Source organism: Micromonospora sp. NPDC048170, from assembly GCF_040652795.1.
GTDB lineage: Bacteria > Actinomycetota > Actinomycetes > Mycobacteriales > Micromonosporaceae > Micromonospora.
Genome location: NZ_JBEZMR010000004.1, coordinates 318,215 through 336,006 on the forward strand (window position 1 = coordinate 318,215; position 17,792 = coordinate 336,006).

17 protein-coding genes are annotated in these 17,792 nt (G+C 72.6%); 11 read left to right on the plus strand and 6 right to left on the minus strand.

Annotated features, from left to right (window positions below):
• Nucleotides 1–248: 248 nt before the first annotated feature.
• Complete coding sequence (locus AB0D32_RS09995) at nucleotides 249–1,172, plus strand: sporulation protein (protein WP_357087162.1); 924 nt, start codon at nucleotides 249–251, stop codon at nucleotides 1,170–1,172.
• A gap of 321 nt (nucleotides 1,173–1,493) precedes the next feature.
• On the opposite strand, the gene leuE is transcribed toward AB0D32_RS09995, so the two are convergent.
• The gene (gene leuE, locus AB0D32_RS10000; protein ID WP_357087165.1) at nucleotides 1,494–2,162 is read right to left on the minus strand and encodes a leucine efflux protein LeuE; all 669 of its coding nucleotides are present in this window, start codon (nucleotides 2,160–2,162) and stop codon (nucleotides 1,494–1,496) included.
• Nucleotides 2,159–3,403, minus strand: coding sequence for a bifunctional pyridoxamine 5'-phosphate oxidase family protein/GNAT family N-acetyltransferase (locus AB0D32_RS10005; protein WP_357087167.1), 1,245 nt, complete (start codon nucleotides 3,401–3,403; stop codon nucleotides 2,159–2,161). The genes leuE and AB0D32_RS10005 overlap by 4 nt, the downstream gene beginning before the upstream one ends.
• Nucleotides 3,404–3,437: 34 nt before the next feature.
• Here AB0D32_RS10005 and AB0D32_RS10010 point away from each other — a divergent pair, with 34 nt between their 5' ends.
• The 10 genes from AB0D32_RS10010 (at nucleotide 3,438) to rny (ending at nucleotide 14,090) form a co-directional block, all read left to right on the plus strand.
• Nucleotides 3,438–4,778: an aminotransferase class I/II-fold pyridoxal phosphate-dependent enzyme gene (locus AB0D32_RS10010; protein ID WP_357087169.1), complete on the plus strand. Its 1,341-nt coding sequence runs from the start codon at nucleotides 3,438–3,440 to the stop codon at nucleotides 4,776–4,778.
• Between the two features lie 154 nt (nucleotides 4,779–4,932).
• A complete protein-coding gene (locus AB0D32_RS10015) occupies nucleotides 4,933–5,055 on the plus strand; it encodes a hypothetical protein (RefSeq protein ID WP_357087172.1) in 123 nt (40 codons plus the stop codon).
• A gap of 78 nt (nucleotides 5,056–5,133) precedes the next feature.
• Complete coding sequence (locus tag AB0D32_RS10020; RefSeq protein ID WP_357087177.1) at nucleotides 5,134–5,838, plus strand: UdgX family uracil-DNA binding protein; 705 nt, start codon at nucleotides 5,134–5,136, stop codon at nucleotides 5,836–5,838.
• 60 nt (nucleotides 5,839–5,898) lie between these two features.
• Entirely contained in the window at nucleotides 5,899–7,041 is a 1,143-nt protein-coding gene (locus AB0D32_RS10025) for an acyl-CoA dehydrogenase family protein (protein WP_357087179.1), read from the plus strand.
• A 76-nt stretch (nucleotides 7,042–7,117) separates the two neighbouring features.
• Entirely contained in the window at nucleotides 7,118–8,491 is a 1,374-nt protein-coding gene (locus AB0D32_RS10030) for an MFS transporter (protein ID WP_357087181.1), read from the plus strand.
• Nucleotides 8,492–8,495: 4 nt separating this feature from the next.
• Nucleotides 8,496–8,696, plus strand: coding sequence for a DUF3046 domain-containing protein (locus tag AB0D32_RS10035; protein ID WP_357087184.1), 201 nt, complete (start codon nucleotides 8,496–8,498; stop codon nucleotides 8,694–8,696).
• Nucleotides 8,697–8,880: 184 nt separating this feature from the next.
• Complete coding sequence (gene recA, locus AB0D32_RS10040; protein WP_357087187.1) at nucleotides 8,881–9,927, plus strand: recombinase RecA; 1,047 nt, start codon at nucleotides 8,881–8,883, stop codon at nucleotides 9,925–9,927.
• A 14-nt stretch (nucleotides 9,928–9,941) separates the two neighbouring features.
• Complete coding sequence (locus AB0D32_RS10045) at nucleotides 9,942–10,637, plus strand: regulatory protein RecX (RefSeq protein WP_357087190.1); 696 nt, start codon at nucleotides 9,942–9,944, stop codon at nucleotides 10,635–10,637.
• A 100-nt stretch (nucleotides 10,638–10,737) separates the two neighbouring features.
• The gene (locus AB0D32_RS10050) at nucleotides 10,738–11,451 is read left to right on the plus strand and encodes a 3-keto-5-aminohexanoate cleavage protein (RefSeq protein ID WP_357087192.1); all 714 of its coding nucleotides are present in this window, start codon (nucleotides 10,738–10,740) and stop codon (nucleotides 11,449–11,451) included.
• An 872-nt stretch (nucleotides 11,452–12,323) separates the two neighbouring features.
• A complete protein-coding gene (gene rny, locus AB0D32_RS10055) occupies nucleotides 12,324–14,090 on the plus strand; it encodes a ribonuclease Y (RefSeq protein WP_357087194.1) in 1,767 nt (588 codons plus the stop codon).
• Nucleotides 14,091–14,324: 234 nt separating this feature from the next.
• On the opposite strand, the gene AB0D32_RS10060 is transcribed toward rny, so the two are convergent.
• From AB0D32_RS10060 to AB0D32_RS10075, 4 genes are read right to left on the minus strand one after another with little or no spacing between them, the layout of a single operon-like run.
• Entirely contained in the window at nucleotides 14,325–15,296 is a 972-nt protein-coding gene (locus AB0D32_RS10060; RefSeq protein ID WP_357087197.1) for an amino acid ABC transporter permease, read from the minus strand.
• Entirely contained in the window at nucleotides 15,293–16,000 is a 708-nt protein-coding gene (locus AB0D32_RS10065; protein ID WP_357087200.1) for an amino acid ABC transporter permease, read from the minus strand. Before AB0D32_RS10065 ends, AB0D32_RS10060 begins: the two co-directional genes overlap by 4 nt.
• Nucleotides 16,001–16,041: 41 nt before the next feature.
• Entirely contained in the window at nucleotides 16,042–16,920 is an 879-nt protein-coding gene (locus tag AB0D32_RS10070) for a glutamate ABC transporter substrate-binding protein (protein ID WP_357087203.1), read from the minus strand.
• Nucleotides 16,921–16,976: 56 nt separating this feature from the next.
• Nucleotides 16,977–17,732, minus strand: coding sequence for an amino acid ABC transporter ATP-binding protein (locus tag AB0D32_RS10075; RefSeq protein ID WP_357087207.1), 756 nt, complete (start codon nucleotides 17,730–17,732; stop codon nucleotides 16,977–16,979).
• Nucleotides 17,733–17,792 lie beyond the last annotated feature (60 nt).

A 17,792-nucleotide genomic window follows, 5' to 3' on the forward strand; every position in this document is an offset into this window, starting at 1 on the left:
CGACCATTGACGTACCCGTCCGGGGCGGCCACCCGCGAGGTCCGCGACCATTGACGCATCCGTCGGGGGCGGTCACCCGGGAGGTGCGCGACCGTCGGGGTGGTCGGTCCCGCAGGGGCGAGATCCGTGGCCGCGGGGGCCGGAGACCAGCGTGGACCCGGCTCGGCGGCCAGGGCGGCGAGCATGGACGGCGCGGCGGTCGGCGGGCGGCTGAGGGGGCCTGACGCGGAAGCGGACGGGGGTGTGCCGTGCGGTTGACGGGGGTGTCACCCGAGTCCGGCTGGACCGGCCTGTCGGTGCGGACGGCCCTGGCCAACCCGAGCACCCGCCCGGGGCTGCGGCTGCCGGGGCGGGTCACCGTCATCGCCGGCTCCACCGACGTACCCGTCCTGCACGTCCGGCTCGGCCTGGTCACCACGGCCGAGCCGGACGACCCGGAGGCGCCTCGTCGCCTGGTGCAGTTCCACGAGGCGACGGTGGCCGACGGCTTCGTACTGCGGGCCGGGCGGGGCCGCTCGATCCCGTTCGAGTTCCCGCTGCCGTGGGAGACCCCGGTGACCGTGTTCGGCGGGGTGCCCCTGCTCAGCCTGCGGATGGGGCTGCGTACGGAGGTGGCGGTCGAGCCCCGGCTCGACCAGGGCGCGATGGTGCCGGTCTTCGTGCATCCGCTGCCCACCCAGGCGCACGTCCTGGCGGCCCTCGACACGCTCGGCTTCAGCATGCGTCAGGCCGGCCTGGTCGACGGGCGGCTGCCCGGCGTGGCGCAGACCCTGCCGCTGCACCAGCGGTTGGGCTACTGGGTGGCGCCGCTCTACGCCGGGCCGATCACCGAACTGGAGCTGATCTTCATCGTCGACCCGGCCGGCCTGGAGGTGATCCTCTGGATGGACCGGCGGCTGGCCCTGGCCGGGATCACCCACCAGAGCATCAGCCGGTTCCGGGTCTGGCACGTGGGCGCCGACCAGCGGGACTGGGTCGCGACCGTGGACGCCTGGCTGCGCGCGGCGATCAACCGGCACGCCGCGGCTGCCGCACACGCCGACTGGTCCGCGACCATCTCCGAGTCGGCCCACGTCAGCCGTCCACCCGACGAACCCGTTCCGCCGGGCTTCGGACTGGGCGGCACCGCCGGCGGAGCCGGCATCGGCGGCTCCGCCGGCGACGGCACCTGACCCCCACTCCCGCCCTCCTCGCCCTCCCGTCCCTGCCCGCTCTCCCCGCCCTCCCGTCCCTTCCTGGCAGCACGGCTCACCGCCAAGGACGAGCGCCGATCTTGCACTTCCTGCCCCGACAAATCTGACTTTCCTCCCACGTTGAGGGCGGAAAGTGCAAGATCGCGGGGGCGCGGGGCGCGGGGCGCGGGGCGCAGGGTGCGGGGCGCAGGGCGCAGGGCGCGGGGCGCAGGGTGCGGGGCGTGGGGCGTGGACCCCGGGCGTGGAGCGCGGGGTGCGGGGCGTCGGGCGTGGAGCGCCCGGCGGGGGAGGGGAGAGGGGTTAGGCGGTGGCTGTGGCCAGTTTGAGGCTGAAGCCTAGGAAGAGCGCGGCGACGCTGGTGGTGGCGCCGGCCGCCAGGCGGTGGCGTCGACGGAACTGGGCCGCCAGGAACGTTCCCGTGAAGATCAGCGCGGTCAGGTAGAGCGCGCTGGTGACCTGGGCGATCAGCCCGAGCAGCAGGAAGGACAGCGCCGGCCAGGCGTAGCCCGGGTCCACGAACTGGATGAAGAACGAGACGAAGAAGAGGATCGCCTTCGGGTTGAGCAGGCTGATCACCAGCGCCTTGCGGAACGGGCTGCGCATCGCCGCCGGCTCCGCGGCGTCGATGAGCCGCGGGGTGTCCGGGTCGTTGCGCGTCCGCCAGCGCCGCCACGCGCCGCGCAGCATCGTCAACCCCACATATCCGAGGTACGCGGCGCCGGCGTACTTGATCACGAGGAAGAGCGGCGGGTACGCCTGGACCAGTGACGCCACGCCGGCGGCGGAGAGGATCATCAGCACCCCGTCGCCGACGAAGACCCCGCCGGCCGCCCGGTAGCCGGCCGTCACGCCTCGCTGCGCGGCGGTGGAGAGCACGAAGAGGGAGTTGGGCCCGGGCAGCAGAACGATCGCCACGGTGCCCAGCACGTAGGTCCAGATGTCGGTGATGCCCAGCACGCCCGTCATCATGAGGCCACGGGTGCCGCCCGGCGAAGCCTTTCTCGGAGGGTGACCTGTGCGTTCGGCCACTCGTCGACGGTCATCGAATACTGCGCGGTGTCCCGCCACGAGCCGTCCGGGCGCTGCTTGTGCCTGCGCAGCACCCCCTCGCGGGACGCGCCGAGGCGCTCGATCGCCCGCTGGGAGCGCTCGTTGCGGATGTCGGTGTGCCAGACCACCCGCACCGCGTCCAGCTCCTCGAAGGCGCGGGTGAGCAGCAGCAGCTTCGCCTCCGTGTTGATCCCGGTACGCCACCAGGGCCGGCCGAGGAAGGTGTAGCCGATCGCCACCGCCCGGCGCTGAGGGTCCACCTCGTAGAAGGAGGTCGTGCCGACCACGGCGCCGGTCACCGCGCAGCGCTGCACCCACGGCACCCGTTCGCCCCGGTCGTACGCGGCCAGCGCCGCGCCGATCACGGCTCGCATCTCGGCCCGGTCGGTCGGTGCCGGGCTGCCCAGGTGCCGCCAGACCTCCGGATCCTCGGTGGCCGTGTGCAGCTCGTCGGCGTGCGCCAGGTCGAGCGGTTCCAGCACCACGTGCTCCCCGCGTAGCACCGCCGGGTCGAGCCACGGCGAGGTTTCCGGGCGCAGGTACGCCGGCACCGGCACGCTCACCCCGGCGTCGGGTTCGGGCAGCCCGGCGGTCAGCCGCAGCGGCACCACCCCGGCCCAGTGCGGCAGGGCGAGGTCGCTCTCCTCCTCGCGTACGCCGCCGGTGCGGGTGCGGACCGACACCTCGCGCAACGGCAGGGCCAGTACGGCGGTCTCGGCCATTTCCCGGCGTGACGGGGGGCGGCTGTCGGTGCTGCGACCCGGGGCGGCCTTCTCCACCAGGGCGGTCATCGCCCGGGCCTTCTCCCGTTCGTCGGTGACCAGTTGCGCGGTGCCGTGCACGACCACCGAGCGGTAGTTGGCGCTGTGGTGGAACTGTGAGCGGGCGTAGACGAGGCCGTCGAGGAGGGTGACGGCGACGCAGACGGGCAGCCCGTCGCCCCGGGCGGCGAGCAGTGGCCGGCTGCCGGTGGAGCCGTGCAGGTAGAGGGTGTCGTCGACGCGGACGTGCAGGGTCGGCAGCACCCGGGGTTCACCGTCGACGGTGAACGCGAGCGCACAGTCGTACGCTTCGTCGAGGACCGCGTGCGCGACGGTTTCGTCGTAGCTCATCCGGTCCCGGGAGCGGCTGGCGGTGGTCCGGTCGGTGGGTGCGTACATGGCTCGACCTTTGTTCTAGTACAATCCCTGATTTGTGTCAGCACGCTATCAGGTCGCCGGTGCGACGGCCGCCGAGATTTCGGCCAGCATCGAATCGGGCATCCGCTCCGCCGCCCTCGCCCCTGGCGACGCGCTGCCGCCGGTGCGCGAGCTCGCCGCCCGGCTCGCGGTGAGCCCGGCCACCGTGGCCCGGGCCTACCAGGAGTTGCGCCAGCGGGGCCTGGTGGTCACCGCCGGCCGGCACGGCACCCGGGTCCGGCCCCGGCCGCCGGTGGCGGCCCGCCGCTCCGCGCTGCGCCCGCCGACCTCCCCCGGCCTGCGCGATCTTTCCCGGGGCGAGCCGGACGTGCGGCTGTTGCCACCGCTCGGGGAGCACCTGGCCGGCCTCGCCATCGCCGCGGGGCCGCCGGCCGGCTACCCCACGGTCGGGGTGCTGCCCGAGTTGGCCGAGGCGGCTCGCGAGCGGCTGGCCGCCGACGGCGTGCCGGCGGCGGAGCTGACCGTCACCGGTGGCGCGCTGGACGGCATCGAGCGGCTCCTCGGCGCACACCTGCGTCCCGGGGACGCGGTCGCGGTCGAGGACCCGGGCTGGGCCAACCTGCTCGACCTGGTCGCCGCGCTCGGGCTGCGGCCGATCGGCGTGCCGGTCGACGACGACGGTCCGCTCGCAGGCGGGGTCGCCGCCGCGCTCGCCGCCGGTGCGCGGGCGCTGATCGTGACGAGTCGGGCCCAGAACCCCACCGGCGCGGCGGTCTCCGCCGAGCGGGCCGCCGCGCTGCGCACCCTGCTCGCCGGCCGGCCCGACCTGCTGCTGATCGAGGACGACCACGCCGCCGAACTGGCCCGCGTACCGCTGCATCCGCTCGCGGGGGCGACCCCGACGTGGGCCTTCGTCCGCTCGGTGAGCAAGCCGTTCGGCCCGGACCTGCGGCTGGCCGTGCTGGTGGGCGACGAGACCACGGTGGCCCGGGTGGCCGGCCGGGCCCGGGTCGGCGCCGGCTGGGTCTCCACCGTGCTGCAACGCCTGGTCCTGGCGCTCTGGCGCGACCCCGCCGTGACCGGGCTGGTGGACCGGGCCGCCGACAGCTACGAGCGGCGGCGCACGGCGCTGATCGGCGCGCTCGCCGGCCACGGCCTGGTCGCCCACGGGCGCAGCGGCATCAACGTTTGGCTGCCGGTCGACGACGAGACGAGCGTGCTCACCGCGCTGCGTGACGCCGGCTGGGCCGTCGCGCCCGGCGGGCTCTACCGGATCGCCGGCCCGCCGGGACTGCGGATCACCGTCAGCTCGTTGGACGACAGCGACGTCGCACCGTTCGCCGATGCCGTGGCCCGGGCCGTCCGACCCGCCGTGTCATCGGGTCTCACCGCCTGACCCGCACCACCGCCGCGGCCGGCCGTGGCGCCGGGTGAGGCCGGCGCGGGTCGGCGACTCCGCAACGTGCATGGACCCGGTGCTGCGGCGGAGCGGCCGGAGCGGGCGTGACCGGTTGCCGGACGGGTAAGCGCAGGCCCGGAGGTGAGCGGCCATGGCTTCGTCGGGCTCGAAGAAGGGCGTCTGGATCACCGTCGCAGTGGCGGTGGTCGTGCTCGTGATCGTGGTGATCGCGCTGGCATCCGGCGGCGGGGGCGGCGGTGGTGGCGGGTACTGACGGGACCCTCCGGAGTCGCGGCGGTACGGCGGTGACGCCGTATCCGTATCGCCCCCGAAGGGGTATATAACAGTCGCCATGGCCGAGCAGACCGAGAGCGCACCAGGCGCCCAGCGATTCATCCCGCCCGACGCGGACAGCCTCGACGAGCTGCGCGCCGCAGCCACCGGCTGCCGGGGCTGCGAGCTCTACCGGGACGCGTCGCAGACGGTCTTCGGCCGTGGCGACGCCGGCGCGCGGGTGGTCTTCGTCGGCGAGCAGCCCGGCGACATGGAGGACCAGAAGGGCCTGCCGTTCGTCGGCCCCGCCGGCCGCTTGCTGCGCAGGGCGGTGGACGACGCGAGGCTCGACCCCGGCCACATCTACCTCACCAACGCGGTCAAGCACTTCCGCTTCGAGCAGCGCGGCAGGCGGCGCATCCACCAGACCCCGGACCGGGTGCACATCACCGCCTGCCGGCCCTGGCTGGTGGCCGAGTTCGCCCAGCTGCGCCCGGAGGTCGTGGTGGTGCTCGGCGCCACCGCCGCCAAGGCCCTGCTCGGCCCGACGTTCCGGGTCACCCGGCAGCGGGGCGAGCTGCTGGCCTGGCCGGAGTCGGCCCAACACCCGGAGGACTTCCGGCGGGTGCCGGTGGACGCGGCGGGCGCCGTCACCGACGCGCCGCCGACGCGGCTGCTGGCCACCATCCATCCGTCCGCCGTGCTGCGCGCGGACGACCAGGACAAGGCGTACGAGGGGCTGGTCGCCGACCTCACCGTGGCAGCCCGCGCCCTCGCCCGCTGACGGTCGGCCCCGGCTCGTCGGCCCTGGGCGGGGCGGGTGAGCGATGCCACACTTGCCGCCATGGAGCAGCATCTCTACGAGCGCGACCACGAGGACTTCCGCGAGCTGTGCCGCGAGTTCCTGACCCGGGAGGCGGTGCCCCACCACGAGCGCTGGGAAGCCGACGGGATCGTCGACCGTGAGGTGTGGCGCCGGGCCGGTGCCGCCGGCCTGCTGGGCATGGACGTCGACACGCAGTACGGCGGCGGCGGGCAGCGGGACTTCCGGTTCAACGCCGTGCTGGACGAGGAGATCGTCGGCGCCGGCTGCACCGGGCTCGGCTTCGGCCTGCACAACGACGTGGTGGCGCCGTACCTGACCGAGCTGACCACGGACGAGCAGCGCAAGCGCTGGCTGCCCGGATTCTGCTCCGGCGACCTGGTCACCGCGATCGCGATGAGCGAGCCCGGCGCCGGCTCCGACCTGGCCGGAATCCGCACCGGCGCGGTCCGTGACGGCGACAGCTGGGTGCTCGACGGGCAGAAGACCTTCATCACCAACGGGGAGATGGCCGACCTGGTGGTCGTAGTGGTGCGTACCGCGCCGGAGCGGGGCGCGCACGGGGTGAGCCTGATCGCGGTGGAGAGCGGCACCCCCGGCTTCACCCGGGGGCGGCGGCTGGCCAAGGTGGGCCTCAGGGCCAACGACACCGCCGAGCTGTTCTTCGACGGCTGCCGGGTGCCGGCGGAGAACCTGATCGGCACCGAGAACCACGGCTTCTACCACCTGATGGCGAACCTGCCCCGGGAGCGGCTCAGCATCGCGGTCTCGGCGGTGGCCGCCGCCGAGCGGCTGCTCGCCGTCACCCTCGACTACGCCCGCTCCCGGGAGGCGTTCGGCCGGCCGATCGGCGCCTTCCAGCACAACCGCTTCCTGCTGGCCGAGCTGGACACCGAGGTCACCATCGCCCGCACCTTCGTCAACCACTGCGTCGCGGAGTACGGCGCCGGCCGGCTCTCGGTCACCGACGCGGCCAAGGCGAAGTGGTGGACCACCGAGCTGCAGAACAGGGTCGCCGACCGCTGCGTGCAGCTGCACGGCGGTTACGGCTACATGCTGGAGTACCCCGTGGCGAAGGCCTGGCTGGACGGGCGGGTGCAGACGATCTACGGCGGCACCACCGAGATCATGAAGGAGATCATCGGCCGCGGCCTCGGCCTGTAGCGAACCGGCCGCCGGGCGGCGGGGTGGGTGCGCAAGGATGGGACCGCACTTCGCCCCTTACCCAGAAGGAGCCGCCATGGCCACCGGCCTCGCCGCGCCGCTCGCCGCGCCCGACGTCGCGCCGATCCAGCGGCGTACCCTGCGGCTGCTCTTCGTCACCCAGATCATCGGCGGGATCGGGGTGACCATCGGCGTCGCCGTCGGGGCGCTGCTCGCCTCCGACATCGCCGGTACCGCCGTGGCGGGTCTGGTCAGTAGCGCCGCCGTGGTCGGCGGGGCGCTGCTCGCCGTGCCGGTCACCCGGATCATGACCGGCCACGGTCGGCGGCCCGGCCTGGTCGTGGCGTACCTGACCGGCGCGGCCGGCGGCGCGCTGGTGGTCCTCGCGGCGGTCACCCGGTGGGTTCCGCTGCTCTTCCTCGGCATGCTCCTGTTCGGTGGCGGCAGCGCGGCCAACCTCCAGGCCCGCTACGCCGCGGTGGACCTGGCGGCCCCGGCGCGCCGGGGCCGCCAGCTCTCGCTGATCGTCTGGGCCACCACCATCGGCGCGGTCGCCGCACCGAACTTCGCGTCGTTCGCCGACCGCGTCACCAGCGGCTGGGGGCTGCCGACGTTGGCCGGTCCGTTCGCGTTCAGCGCCGTCGCGCTCGTGCTGGCCGCCGGGGTGATCCTGGCGCTGCTGCGGCCGGACCCGCTGCTCACGGCGCGCCGGTTGGCGGCGGCTGCCAGCCCTGCCGGTGTCCCGGCGGCGGCCAGCCCGGCCGGTGTCCCGGGGGCCGCCGGCCCGGTCGGCACCCCGGCGATCCCCGTCGTCGCGCCGGTGTCGACCGCCCGGCGCGGTGCGGGCATGCGGGCCGCCTGGTCGGTGGTACGCGCGCGGCCGGCCGCGCGACTCGGCATGGTCGCGGTGGCGGTCGGCCACCTGGTCATGGTCGCGGTGATGGTGATGACCCCGGTGCGCCTGCACGAGTGGCACGACGACGCCGACGTGCTGCGGGTGGTCGGTCTCGTGCTGAGCCTGCACATCGCCGGCATGTACGCCCTCGCCCCGGTGGCGGGTTGGCTCACCGACCGGGTCGGCCGCCGGGCGGTGATCCTCGGCGGCGTCGGGCTGCTGCTCGCGGCGTGCGCGGTAGCCGGCACGGCCGGGCACCACACGGCCCGGCTCTCGGTCGGGTTGTTCCTGCTCGGCCTGGGCTGGTCGGGGACCATGGTCGCGGGCTCGACGTTGCTGTCGGAGTCGGTGCCGGTGGGGATCCGGCCGAGCGTCCAGGGTCTCTCCGACCTGACCATGGGGTTGGCCGGTGCCGCCGCCGGGGCGGTCAGCGGGTTTGTCGTGGAGGCGGCCGGCTATCCGGTGCTCACCCTGTTCGCGGCGGTCGCGGTGGTGCCCCTGGTGACGCTAGCGTTGCGGCCGGTGCCGATGGGCGCACCGGACGAGGAGGACTGATCACGTGCGGCTGACCGACTTCTGGTCCCGGCTGGAGGAGGCGTTCGGCCCCGGCTACGCGGGCAGCATCGCCCGCGACCAGGTGCTCTCGCAGCTCGGTGGGCGGACCATCGAGCAGGCCCTGGCGTCGGGTGAGCAGGCCCACGTCGTGTGGCGCGCGGTCTGCGCCGCATATCCCGACCGGGTGCCCGCGCGACTACGCTGAGCAGCCGTTTCGCGGCTCCCGCGTGTCGCTTGCCGCCTCGTACACCTGTTCGGCTATTGTCCACAGCGGGGTGCTTGTCCACAGCTCACGGCCGGTCGGCTGGTTTTCTGTCGGACCCAGCGCCTAGCGTGTCCGCGTGACGCGAAGCTCAGGAAAGACGCCGGCGAAGGCAGGGGTGGCAAACATGGCCGCAGGGCCCGACCGGGAGAAGGCACTCGACCTTGCTCTCGCTCAGATCGACAAGCAGTTCGGCAAGGGCTCGGTGATGCGGCTGGGGGAGCGGCCGGTCATCCAGACCTCGGTGATCCCGACGGGCTCGATCGCGCTCGACGTGGCGCTCGGCGTGGGCGGTCTGCCCCGGGGGCGGGTCGTCGAGATCTACGGTCCGGAGTCCAGCGGTAAGACGACGGTCGCCCTGCACGCGGTGGCCAACGCCCAGCGGGCCGGCGGCATCGCCGCCTTCGTCGACGCCGAGCACGCGCTCGACCCGGACTACGCCAAGGCTCTCGGCGTCGACACCGACGCCCTGCTGGTCTCCCAGCCGGACACCGGCGAGCAGGCGCTGGAGATCACGGACATGCTGGTCCGCTCCGGCGCGATCGACATCATCGTGATCGACTCGGTGGCGGCCCTGGTGCCGCGTGCCGAGATCGAGGGCGAGATGGGCGACAGCCACGTCGGCCTCCAGGCCCGGCTGATGAGCCAGGCGCTGCGGAAGATCACCGGTGTGCTCAACAACACCGGCACCACGGCGATCTTCATCAACCAGCTCCGCGAGAAGATCGGCGTGATGTTCGGCAGCCCCGAGACCACCACGGGTGGTCGGGCGCTGAAGTTCTACGCCTCGGTCCGGCTCGACGTGCGCCGCATCGAGAGCCTCAAGGACGGCACCGACGTGGTCGGTAACCGCACCCGGGTCAAGGTCGTGAAGAACAAGGTCGCCGCGCCGTTCAAGCAGGCCGAGTTCGACATCATGTACGGCAAGGGCATCTCCCGCGAGGGCTCGCTGATCGACGTCGGCGTCGAGCAGGCGATCATCCGCAAGTCCGGCGCCTGGTACACCTACGACGGTGACCAGCTGGGCCAGGGCAAGGAGAAGGCCCGCGAGTTCCTCCGGGAGAACCCGGACGTCGCCGCCGAGATCGAGAAGAAGATCCTGGAGAAGCTCGGCGTCGGGGTCGGCGCGGGCGATGCCGCCGGTGGCCCGGAGCTGCCGCCGGTCGACTTCTGACCGGCCCCTGACCCGTGGCAGGACGACGCGCCCGCACGGGGCGGGGCTGGGATGCCAGCCCCGCCCGCGCGGGTGACGACAGCACGCCCCGACCCCGCCGGGCCCGGCGCGGCCGGGCGGAGGAAACCGACCCCGAGGCACCCCCGGCCCCACCGCGCGACGAGGCGGAGGCAGCGCGGGAGATCTGCCTGCGTCAACTATCCGTGCGGCCCCGCACCCGGGCCGAGCTGGCCGGCGCGCTGGCGAAGCGGGGCATCTCCGACGAGGTCTCGGCACAGGTGCTCGACCGCTACGACGAGGTCGGCATCATCGACGACGCCGCGTTCGCCCGAGCCTGGGTGGCCAGCCGGCACTCGGGCCGGGGCCTGGCCCGTCGGGCCCTCGCCAACGAGCTGCGCCAGCGCGGGGTGGACGGCGAGGTCGCGAGCGAGGCGCTCGGCGAGCTGGACGAGGAGACCGAGGCCGATACCGCCCGCGCCCTGGTCGAGCGGAAGCTGCGTACCGCCCGGGGCGAGCCGGACGCGGTCTTCCGGCGGCTGGTGGCCATGCTGGCCCGCAAGGGCTACCCGCCGGGCGTGGCGATCCGGGCGGTGAAGGACGCGCTCGCCGCGCAGAGCGCCGAGGCGGCCGAGTTCGCCGAGCAGATCGACGCCGACGCGCTCGCCGACGCCGAGGGCGAGCTCGACCGGGACAGCCGCTCCCTCGGCTGACCCGGCCGGTGCGTGACGGGGCTCGCCGACTCTGGCGGCGCAGAGAGGATCAACAGGTGGGCGACGTCGTTCGCCTCGCCGACCTGGGCGAGGACCTTCCATGCTGAAGGCGTGTCTCAACGGGGCCCGCGGGCGCGACGAGCATCCGGCGTTGCCGGTCACCCCGGCCGAGTTGGCGGCCGACGCCGCCCACTGTGCGGGGCTCGGTGCCGGCGCGGTGCATGTGCACCCCCGGGACGCCGCCGGCCGGGAGTCCCTGCACCCGTCGGTGATCGCCGCCGCGCTGGACTCGATCCGGGCCGCCCAGCCGGGGCTGCCGGCCGGGGTGAGCACCGGGGCCTGGATCGAGCCGGAGCCGGCCGCCCGGGTGGCCGCCGTACGGGCCTGGACGGTGCTGCCCGACTTCGCCTCGGTCAACGCGCACGAGCCGGGCGCTGAGGCGGTGGCAGCGGCGCTGCACGAGCGGGGTGTCATGGTCGAGGCGGGGCTCTGGACGGTCGACGCGGTCGAGGCGTACGCACGCTGGCGGGTGCCGGTCGGGCGGATCCTGATCGAGTGCATGGCCGAGGATCCGGCGGTGGCGCTGGCCGACGCCGCCGCCATGCTCTCGGCACTGCCGCCCCCGGTGCCCGGTGGCCCTTCCGTGCTGCTGCATGCCGAGGGGCTGGCGACCTGGCCGGTGCTGACCGAGGCGGTGCGTCGGGGGCTGCACAGCCGTGTCGGGCTGGAGGACACTCTGTCGCTGCCCGACGGCTCGGCCGCGTCCGGCAACGCCGCACTGGTGACGGCGGCGCTGGCCGCAGGCGCCCGCTGAACTGGTGACAGCGGCGCTGGCTGTCGGCACCCGCTGAACCCACGCCCAACGCCACCCACGCCTCCACCACGCCCGACCCCATCTACGCCTCCACCACGCCCGACCCCATCTACGCCTCCACCACGCCCGACGCCACCACACCCGGTGCCGCCCGGTGCCGCGCCACCCCGGCGCCCTGCGTCCGGTCCTCATGATCCGTTGATGACGGCCCGGCTCCAGATCCCCTGAGCTTCCGGCTCAGTAGCAAACGATCATGGAGCGGTGTCGGGCGGCGTCGACGGTTGCGTCACAGCCAGCAGGGGCCGCCACCCGGGAGGGGGAGCACGCATGGCAAGGCTGAGCAGGGTCGCCGTGCCGCCGGACCAGATTTGCCGCCGTTTTGTCCGCCGGTGTCCAGGCGATTGTCAGCGTTGGGTAACGTGACAACTTCTCTCCGTTCGGGGGGTTTGATCATGAGTTCTTGACCAGACCGCCCCGGGAGACCTAGCCTCGCCATACAGGCTCACATTGCCCGACCAAGCGCAGGCTAAGCGCACAACATAGATGGCGTAACAGAACAGCATCACTTTGGCCGAGACGATCGGTCATCGGCGACAACTTCGGACTGGCCGGTCCGAGGCTGGCGCGACAACTGCACCCGGCCGCCGGCGATGCTCCCATGTGGGCACCGCCGACGGAAGCTACCCCACGGCCAGTCGCTCCGGTCGGGCGTCCACAGCCGCAGGGTGCGTGCCCATCGGCACGGTCGCTGCGGTCCCGACGTGCAGGGGAGGCGGCCATGGCGAGGCGGCGCAGTTCCACCGGGGTGCCGACATGAGCGGGCCGGGACTCGGGCTGTTCCCCGTGGTCGTCGGGCGGCACGGAGCCCCGGCATGAACGGGTTCGACGTCGTGATCCTCGCGGTGGTCCTGATCCTCACCGTGGTCGTGCTCGGGGCGGTGCTGCTCGGCGTACGGGCGCTGCGGCGGTTCGGCGCGGCGCCAGCGCCCGAGGATCCCGCCTTCATCGCCGAGAAGGATCGGCAGGAGCAGTCCCTCGCGGCCCTGCGCAACGCCGCCGACGAGGCCAACAGCACGATCGACGTGGCGAAGTCCGCTGCCGCGGCGGCCCGCGCCGAGGCTGCCGCCGCGAAGGCCGAGGCGAAGGCAGCCCGGGCGGAGGCCCGCCGGGTGCTCGACGATGCCCGGGCGGAGGCCGACACCGTCCTGGATCGGGCCCACAAGCAGGCCGAGGCCGACGCGGAGCAGTTGCGGGCCACCGCCCGGCGCAGCGGCGAGCGGGAGGTCGCGGTGCTCGCCGCCACCACCCGGGAGCAGGCCGCCGAGGTGGAGCGGCGGACGGCCCGGATGGACGAGCGCGAGCGGCTGCACACCGAGGAGGTGGAGCGGCTCGCCGAACGCGAGCGGCAGCTCACCGCCGCCAACGCCGCACTGTCGGCGCGCGAGGCCGCGCTCGCCCAGCGCGAGGTCGAGCTGGGCGAGGCGGAGGAGCGGCGGCGTCGCGAGCTGGAGCGGATCGCCGGCCTCACCGCCGACGCGGCGCGGGCGGAGCTGATCGAGGCGATCGAGGTCCAGGCCAAGCGGGAGGCCGCGCTGCTGGTCCGGGACATCGAGGCCGACGCCCGCGGCACCGCCGAGCAGCGGGCCCGGCACATCGTCGTCGACGCCATCCAGCGGGTCGCCAGCGAGCAGACCGCCGAGAGCGTGGTCAGCGTCCTGCACCTGCCCGGCGACGAGATGAAGGGGCGGATCATCGGCCGGGAAGGCCGCAACATCCGCGCCTTCGAGTCCGTCACCGGCGTCAACCTGATCATCGACGACACCCCCGAGGCGGTGCTGCTCTCCTGCTTCGACCCGGTGCGCCGGGAGGTCGGCCGGCTGACCCTGGAGAAACTGGTCCTGGACGGGCGGATCCACCCGCACCGCATCGAGGAGGTCTACGACCTGGCCCGGCACGAGGTGGAGGAGCTGTGCCACCGGGCCGCCGAGGACGCCCTGGTCGAGGTCGGCATCACCGAGATCCACCCGGAGCTGGTCACCCTGCTGGGCCGGCTGCGCTACCGGACGTCGTACGGGCAGAACGTCCTCAAGCACCTGGTGGAGACCGCGCACATCGCCGGCATCATGGCCGCCGAGCTGCGGCTCGACGTGCCGACCATCAAGCGCTCGGCGTTCCTGCACGACATCGGCAAGGCGCTCACCCACGAGGTGGAGGGCAGCCACGCCATCATCGGCGCCGACCTGGCCCGCAAGTACGGCGAGAGCGAAGACGTCGTGCACGCCATCGAGGCGCACCACAACGAGGTGCCGCCGCAGACCATCGAGGCCGTCCTCACCCAGGCATCCGACGCCTGTTCGGGCGGCCGGCCGGGGGCCCGGCGGGAGAGCCTGGAGGCGTACGTCAAGCGGCTGGAGCGGATCGAGGAGATCGCGGCCGGCAAGCTCGGCGTGGAGAAGGTCTTCGCCATGCAGGCGGGCCGGGAGATCCGGGTGATGGTCAAGCCGGACGACGTCGACGACATCGGTGCCGCCGTGCTGGCCCGGGACGTGGCCAAGCAGATCGAGGAGGAGCTGACCTACCCGGGCCAGATCCGGGTGACCGTGGTCCGCGAGTCCCGGGTCACTGAGATCGCCCGCTGACGGAGCTGCGCGTCGCATCTCGGTGAAGCTCACCGGGATCCGACGCCCGGCCCGGCCTTCCCGCTGGTCGCCGCGGAAGCCAGCGGCTCGGCGAGCAGTACCCGCTGGTGGCGCGCAGGTCGAGGAAATGACCCGCCACCCGTCCGCGCAGGTAGACGGCGATGGCGGCGCAGGGCACCACGCAACGCGAAGGGCCGGCCCGATGTCGGGCCGGCCCTTCGTCGTGCGTCAGGCTCAGACGCCCTGGCCGCTGCTTTCCGCCTGCGCGGTGAGCGCAGCCGGGGGCGGGTTCTGGGCCGGGGTGCCGGCGGTCTTGCGACCGCGGGAGAGCCGGTGCTGGACGTACTGGGCCAGCTTCGACAGCGAGTAGTTCACCAGGATGAACATCACCGCGATCACCACGTACACCTGGATCGGGTTGTCCAGCACGCCGATGATCTGCTTGCCGATGTTGAGGGTCTCCTCGTAGCTGATGATGAAGCCCAGTGAGGTGTCCTTGAGCACCACGACGAGCTGGCTGATCAGCGCCGGCAGCATGATCCGGAACGCCTGCGGCAGCAGGATCATCCGGGTGGTCTGCGACGGGGAGAGGCCGATCGCGGACGCCGCCTCGGCCTGGCCGCCGGGCAGTCCCTCCATGCCGGAGCGGAGGATCTCGGCGATCACCACCGAGTTGTAGATGGTGAGGCCGATGACCAGGTACCACAGCGTGTCGAACGAGACGCCGAACTCGGGGAAGCCGCGGGCCACGAAGAAGATCGTGATGACCACGGGCAGGCCCCGGAACACCTCCACGCAGACCCGGGTGACCGCCGAGAGCAGCACGCTCAGCCCGCGCAGCAGGTAGGCCACTGGCGTGGCGAGCCCGGTGAACCGGCGCCGGGTCAGGCTCTTGAGCTGGATCCGTAGCACCGCGAGCAGGGTGCCGATCACCAGCGAGGAGACGATCGCCAGAGCGGCGGCGGCCAGCGTGTTCTTGAGGCCGAGGCCGATCCGGTCCCACACCAGCGAGAAGTTCTCGTTGGAGGGGTCGATCAGCGGGCCCCAGAGCTCCATCGAGAACTGGCCCTTGGCGTCCAACGGGCGGTAGACCAGGAAGTACGCGCCGGCCAGCAGCACGACGGTGGCGACGAGGCTGCCGATCAGCGTGATCCGGCGCTGCCGGGGACCTGGGACGTCGTAGAGGACACTGGTCTGCTGGCTCATCGGGCCACCGCCTGCCGCTTCTCGATCCGGTCGAGGAGTGCGCCGAGGGGGACGGTCATGATCAGGTATCCGATCGAGATGCCGATGGCGACGGGTACGAAGGCGTAGCCCTCGGCCGAGGTGAGCTGGTCGGCGGTCTGCGACAGGTCGCCGACCACGCCGAAGAAGCCGACCAGGGCCGAGTTCTTGATCATCGCGATGATCACCGACCCGAGCGGCACCACCGAGGCCTTCCAGGACTGCGGCAGCACCACGTAGCGCAGGTTTTGGCCGAAGGTGAGGCCCAGCGACCGGGCGGCCTCCGCCTGACCGGCGGGGACGGCGTTCACCCCGGAGCGCAGCGCCTCGCAGACGAACGCCGCGGTGTAGAGCACCAGCGCGATGAGCGCGAAGCGGAAGTACGGCAGATCCGTGTCGAGCCGGCTGAACACCGCGTCCAGGCCGGGGATGCGCAGGAAGTCCGCGTTGGAGCCGAGCGCCGGCAGGCCGAACGCGGCGAAGAACATCACCACGGTCAGCGGCATGTTGCGGAAGATGTTGACGTAGCCGGTGCCGAGCGCCCGCAGCGGCGGCACCGGTGAGATCCGTAGCACCGCCACGACGGCACCCAGGATCAGGGCGCCGATCGCGGCGAGTACGCAGATCTGGAGGGTGAGCCAGAAACCACCCGCGAAGACGTCGAACTTGTCGATGAGCACACTCACGGGCCGGTCTTCCTCCCCACCCTCCAGATCAACGATTCAGCTCAGTAGCGGTTGACGGTCGGCGCGGCGCCCAGCTCGGCACCGAACTTGCCGGCGGTGTCGTCCCAGGCCTTCTTCCAGCTGCCGTCGGCGAACGCCTTCTCCAGCGTGTCGTTGACGAAGTTGCGGAAGTCGGTGTCCTCCTTCTTCACGCCGAGGCCGTACGGCTCCTTGGTGAAGTTGTCGCCGGCCAGCTTGAACGACGCCTCGTCCTTGGCGATGTAGCCGAGCAGGATCACGTTGTCCGTGGTGACGGCGTCGACCTGGCCACCCTTGAGGGCGTCACGGCACTTGTCGTAGGTGTCGAAGAGCACCAGCTGGGTCGCGACGTCCTTGACGTGCTTCTTGATCTCCTCGGCCGGGGTGGAGCCGGTGACCGAGCAGACCTTCTTGGCGCCGTCCTTGAACGAGTCCGGGCCGGTGATCGCGGCCTCGTCCTTCTTGACCATGATGTTCTGACCGGCCTCGTAGTACGGCCCGGCGAACGCGATGCGCTCCTTGCGCTTGTCATTGATCGTGTAGGTGGCGGCGACCAGGTCGACGGTGCCGTTCACGATCACGTCCTCGCGGACCTTCGAGGGGGCCTCGACCCACTCGATCTTGTCCTCGGGGATGCCGAGCTCCTTGACGATGATCTTCGCGACCTCGACGTCGAAGCCCTCCGGCTTGCCGGACAGGCCCTTCTGGCCGAAGCCGGGCTGGTCGAACTTCGTGCCGATCTTGATGGCCTGGGCCTTGTTGAGCCGCTCCATCGTGCTGCCGGCGGCGAAGGACTTGCTGCCGGCGCCGGTGCCCTCCTCGGCGTCGTCGCCACCGCAGGCCGTCAAGCCGAGCGCCAGGGTTGCGGCCGCCGCGAGCGCCGCTACGCGCGTGATACGCATGTTGATCTCCTTCTTGGACGGAACCGCCGGGGGACGGCGCGCTCCAGTACGGACGCCTAGTGCGTGAGGATCTTGGAGAGGAAGTCCTTGGCCCGCTCGCTGCGCGGGTTGGCGAAGAACTCGGCCGGCGGCGCGTCCTCGACCAACTGCCCGTCGGCCATGAAGATGACGCGGTTCGCCGCGTGCCGGGCGAAGCCCATCTCGTGGGTCACCACGACCATGGTCATGCCCTCGCTGGCCAGGGACGTCATCACGTCCAGCACCTCGCCGACCATCTCCGGGTCCAGCGCGCTGGTCGGCTCGTCGAAGAGCATCGCCTTGGGCTGCATGGCCAGCGCCCGGGCGATCGCGACCCGCTGCTGCTGACCGCCGGAGAGTTGGGCCGGGAACTTGTCGGCCTGGTTGGCGATGCCCACCCGGTCCAGCAGGGCCAGCCCGCGCTCCCGCGCCGCCGCCGGCTTCTCCTTGCGGACCTTGACCGGCCCGAGGGTGACGTTCTCGAGGATCGTCTTGTGCGCGAAGAGGTTGAACGACTGGAACACCATGCCGACCTCGCTGCGCAGTTTCGCCAGCGCCTTGCCCTCGGCCGGCAGCGGCTGCCCGTCGAAGGTGATCGTGCCGGAGCTGATCGGTTCGAGGCGGTTGATGGTGCGGCACAGCGTCGACTTGCCGGAGCCCGACGGGCCGATCACCACGACCACCTCGCCGCGCCCGACCGACAGTGAGACGTCGTCCAGTACGTGCAGCGGCCCGAACCACTTGTTGACCGAGTCCAGCACGATGAGCGGTTCGCCCGTCGTCACGTCGTTCACCGTCCCTGTCGTCGCGCGGGGTCGGTTGACCCCCGGTTGGGCAACTGTAGGCGGGGGGAT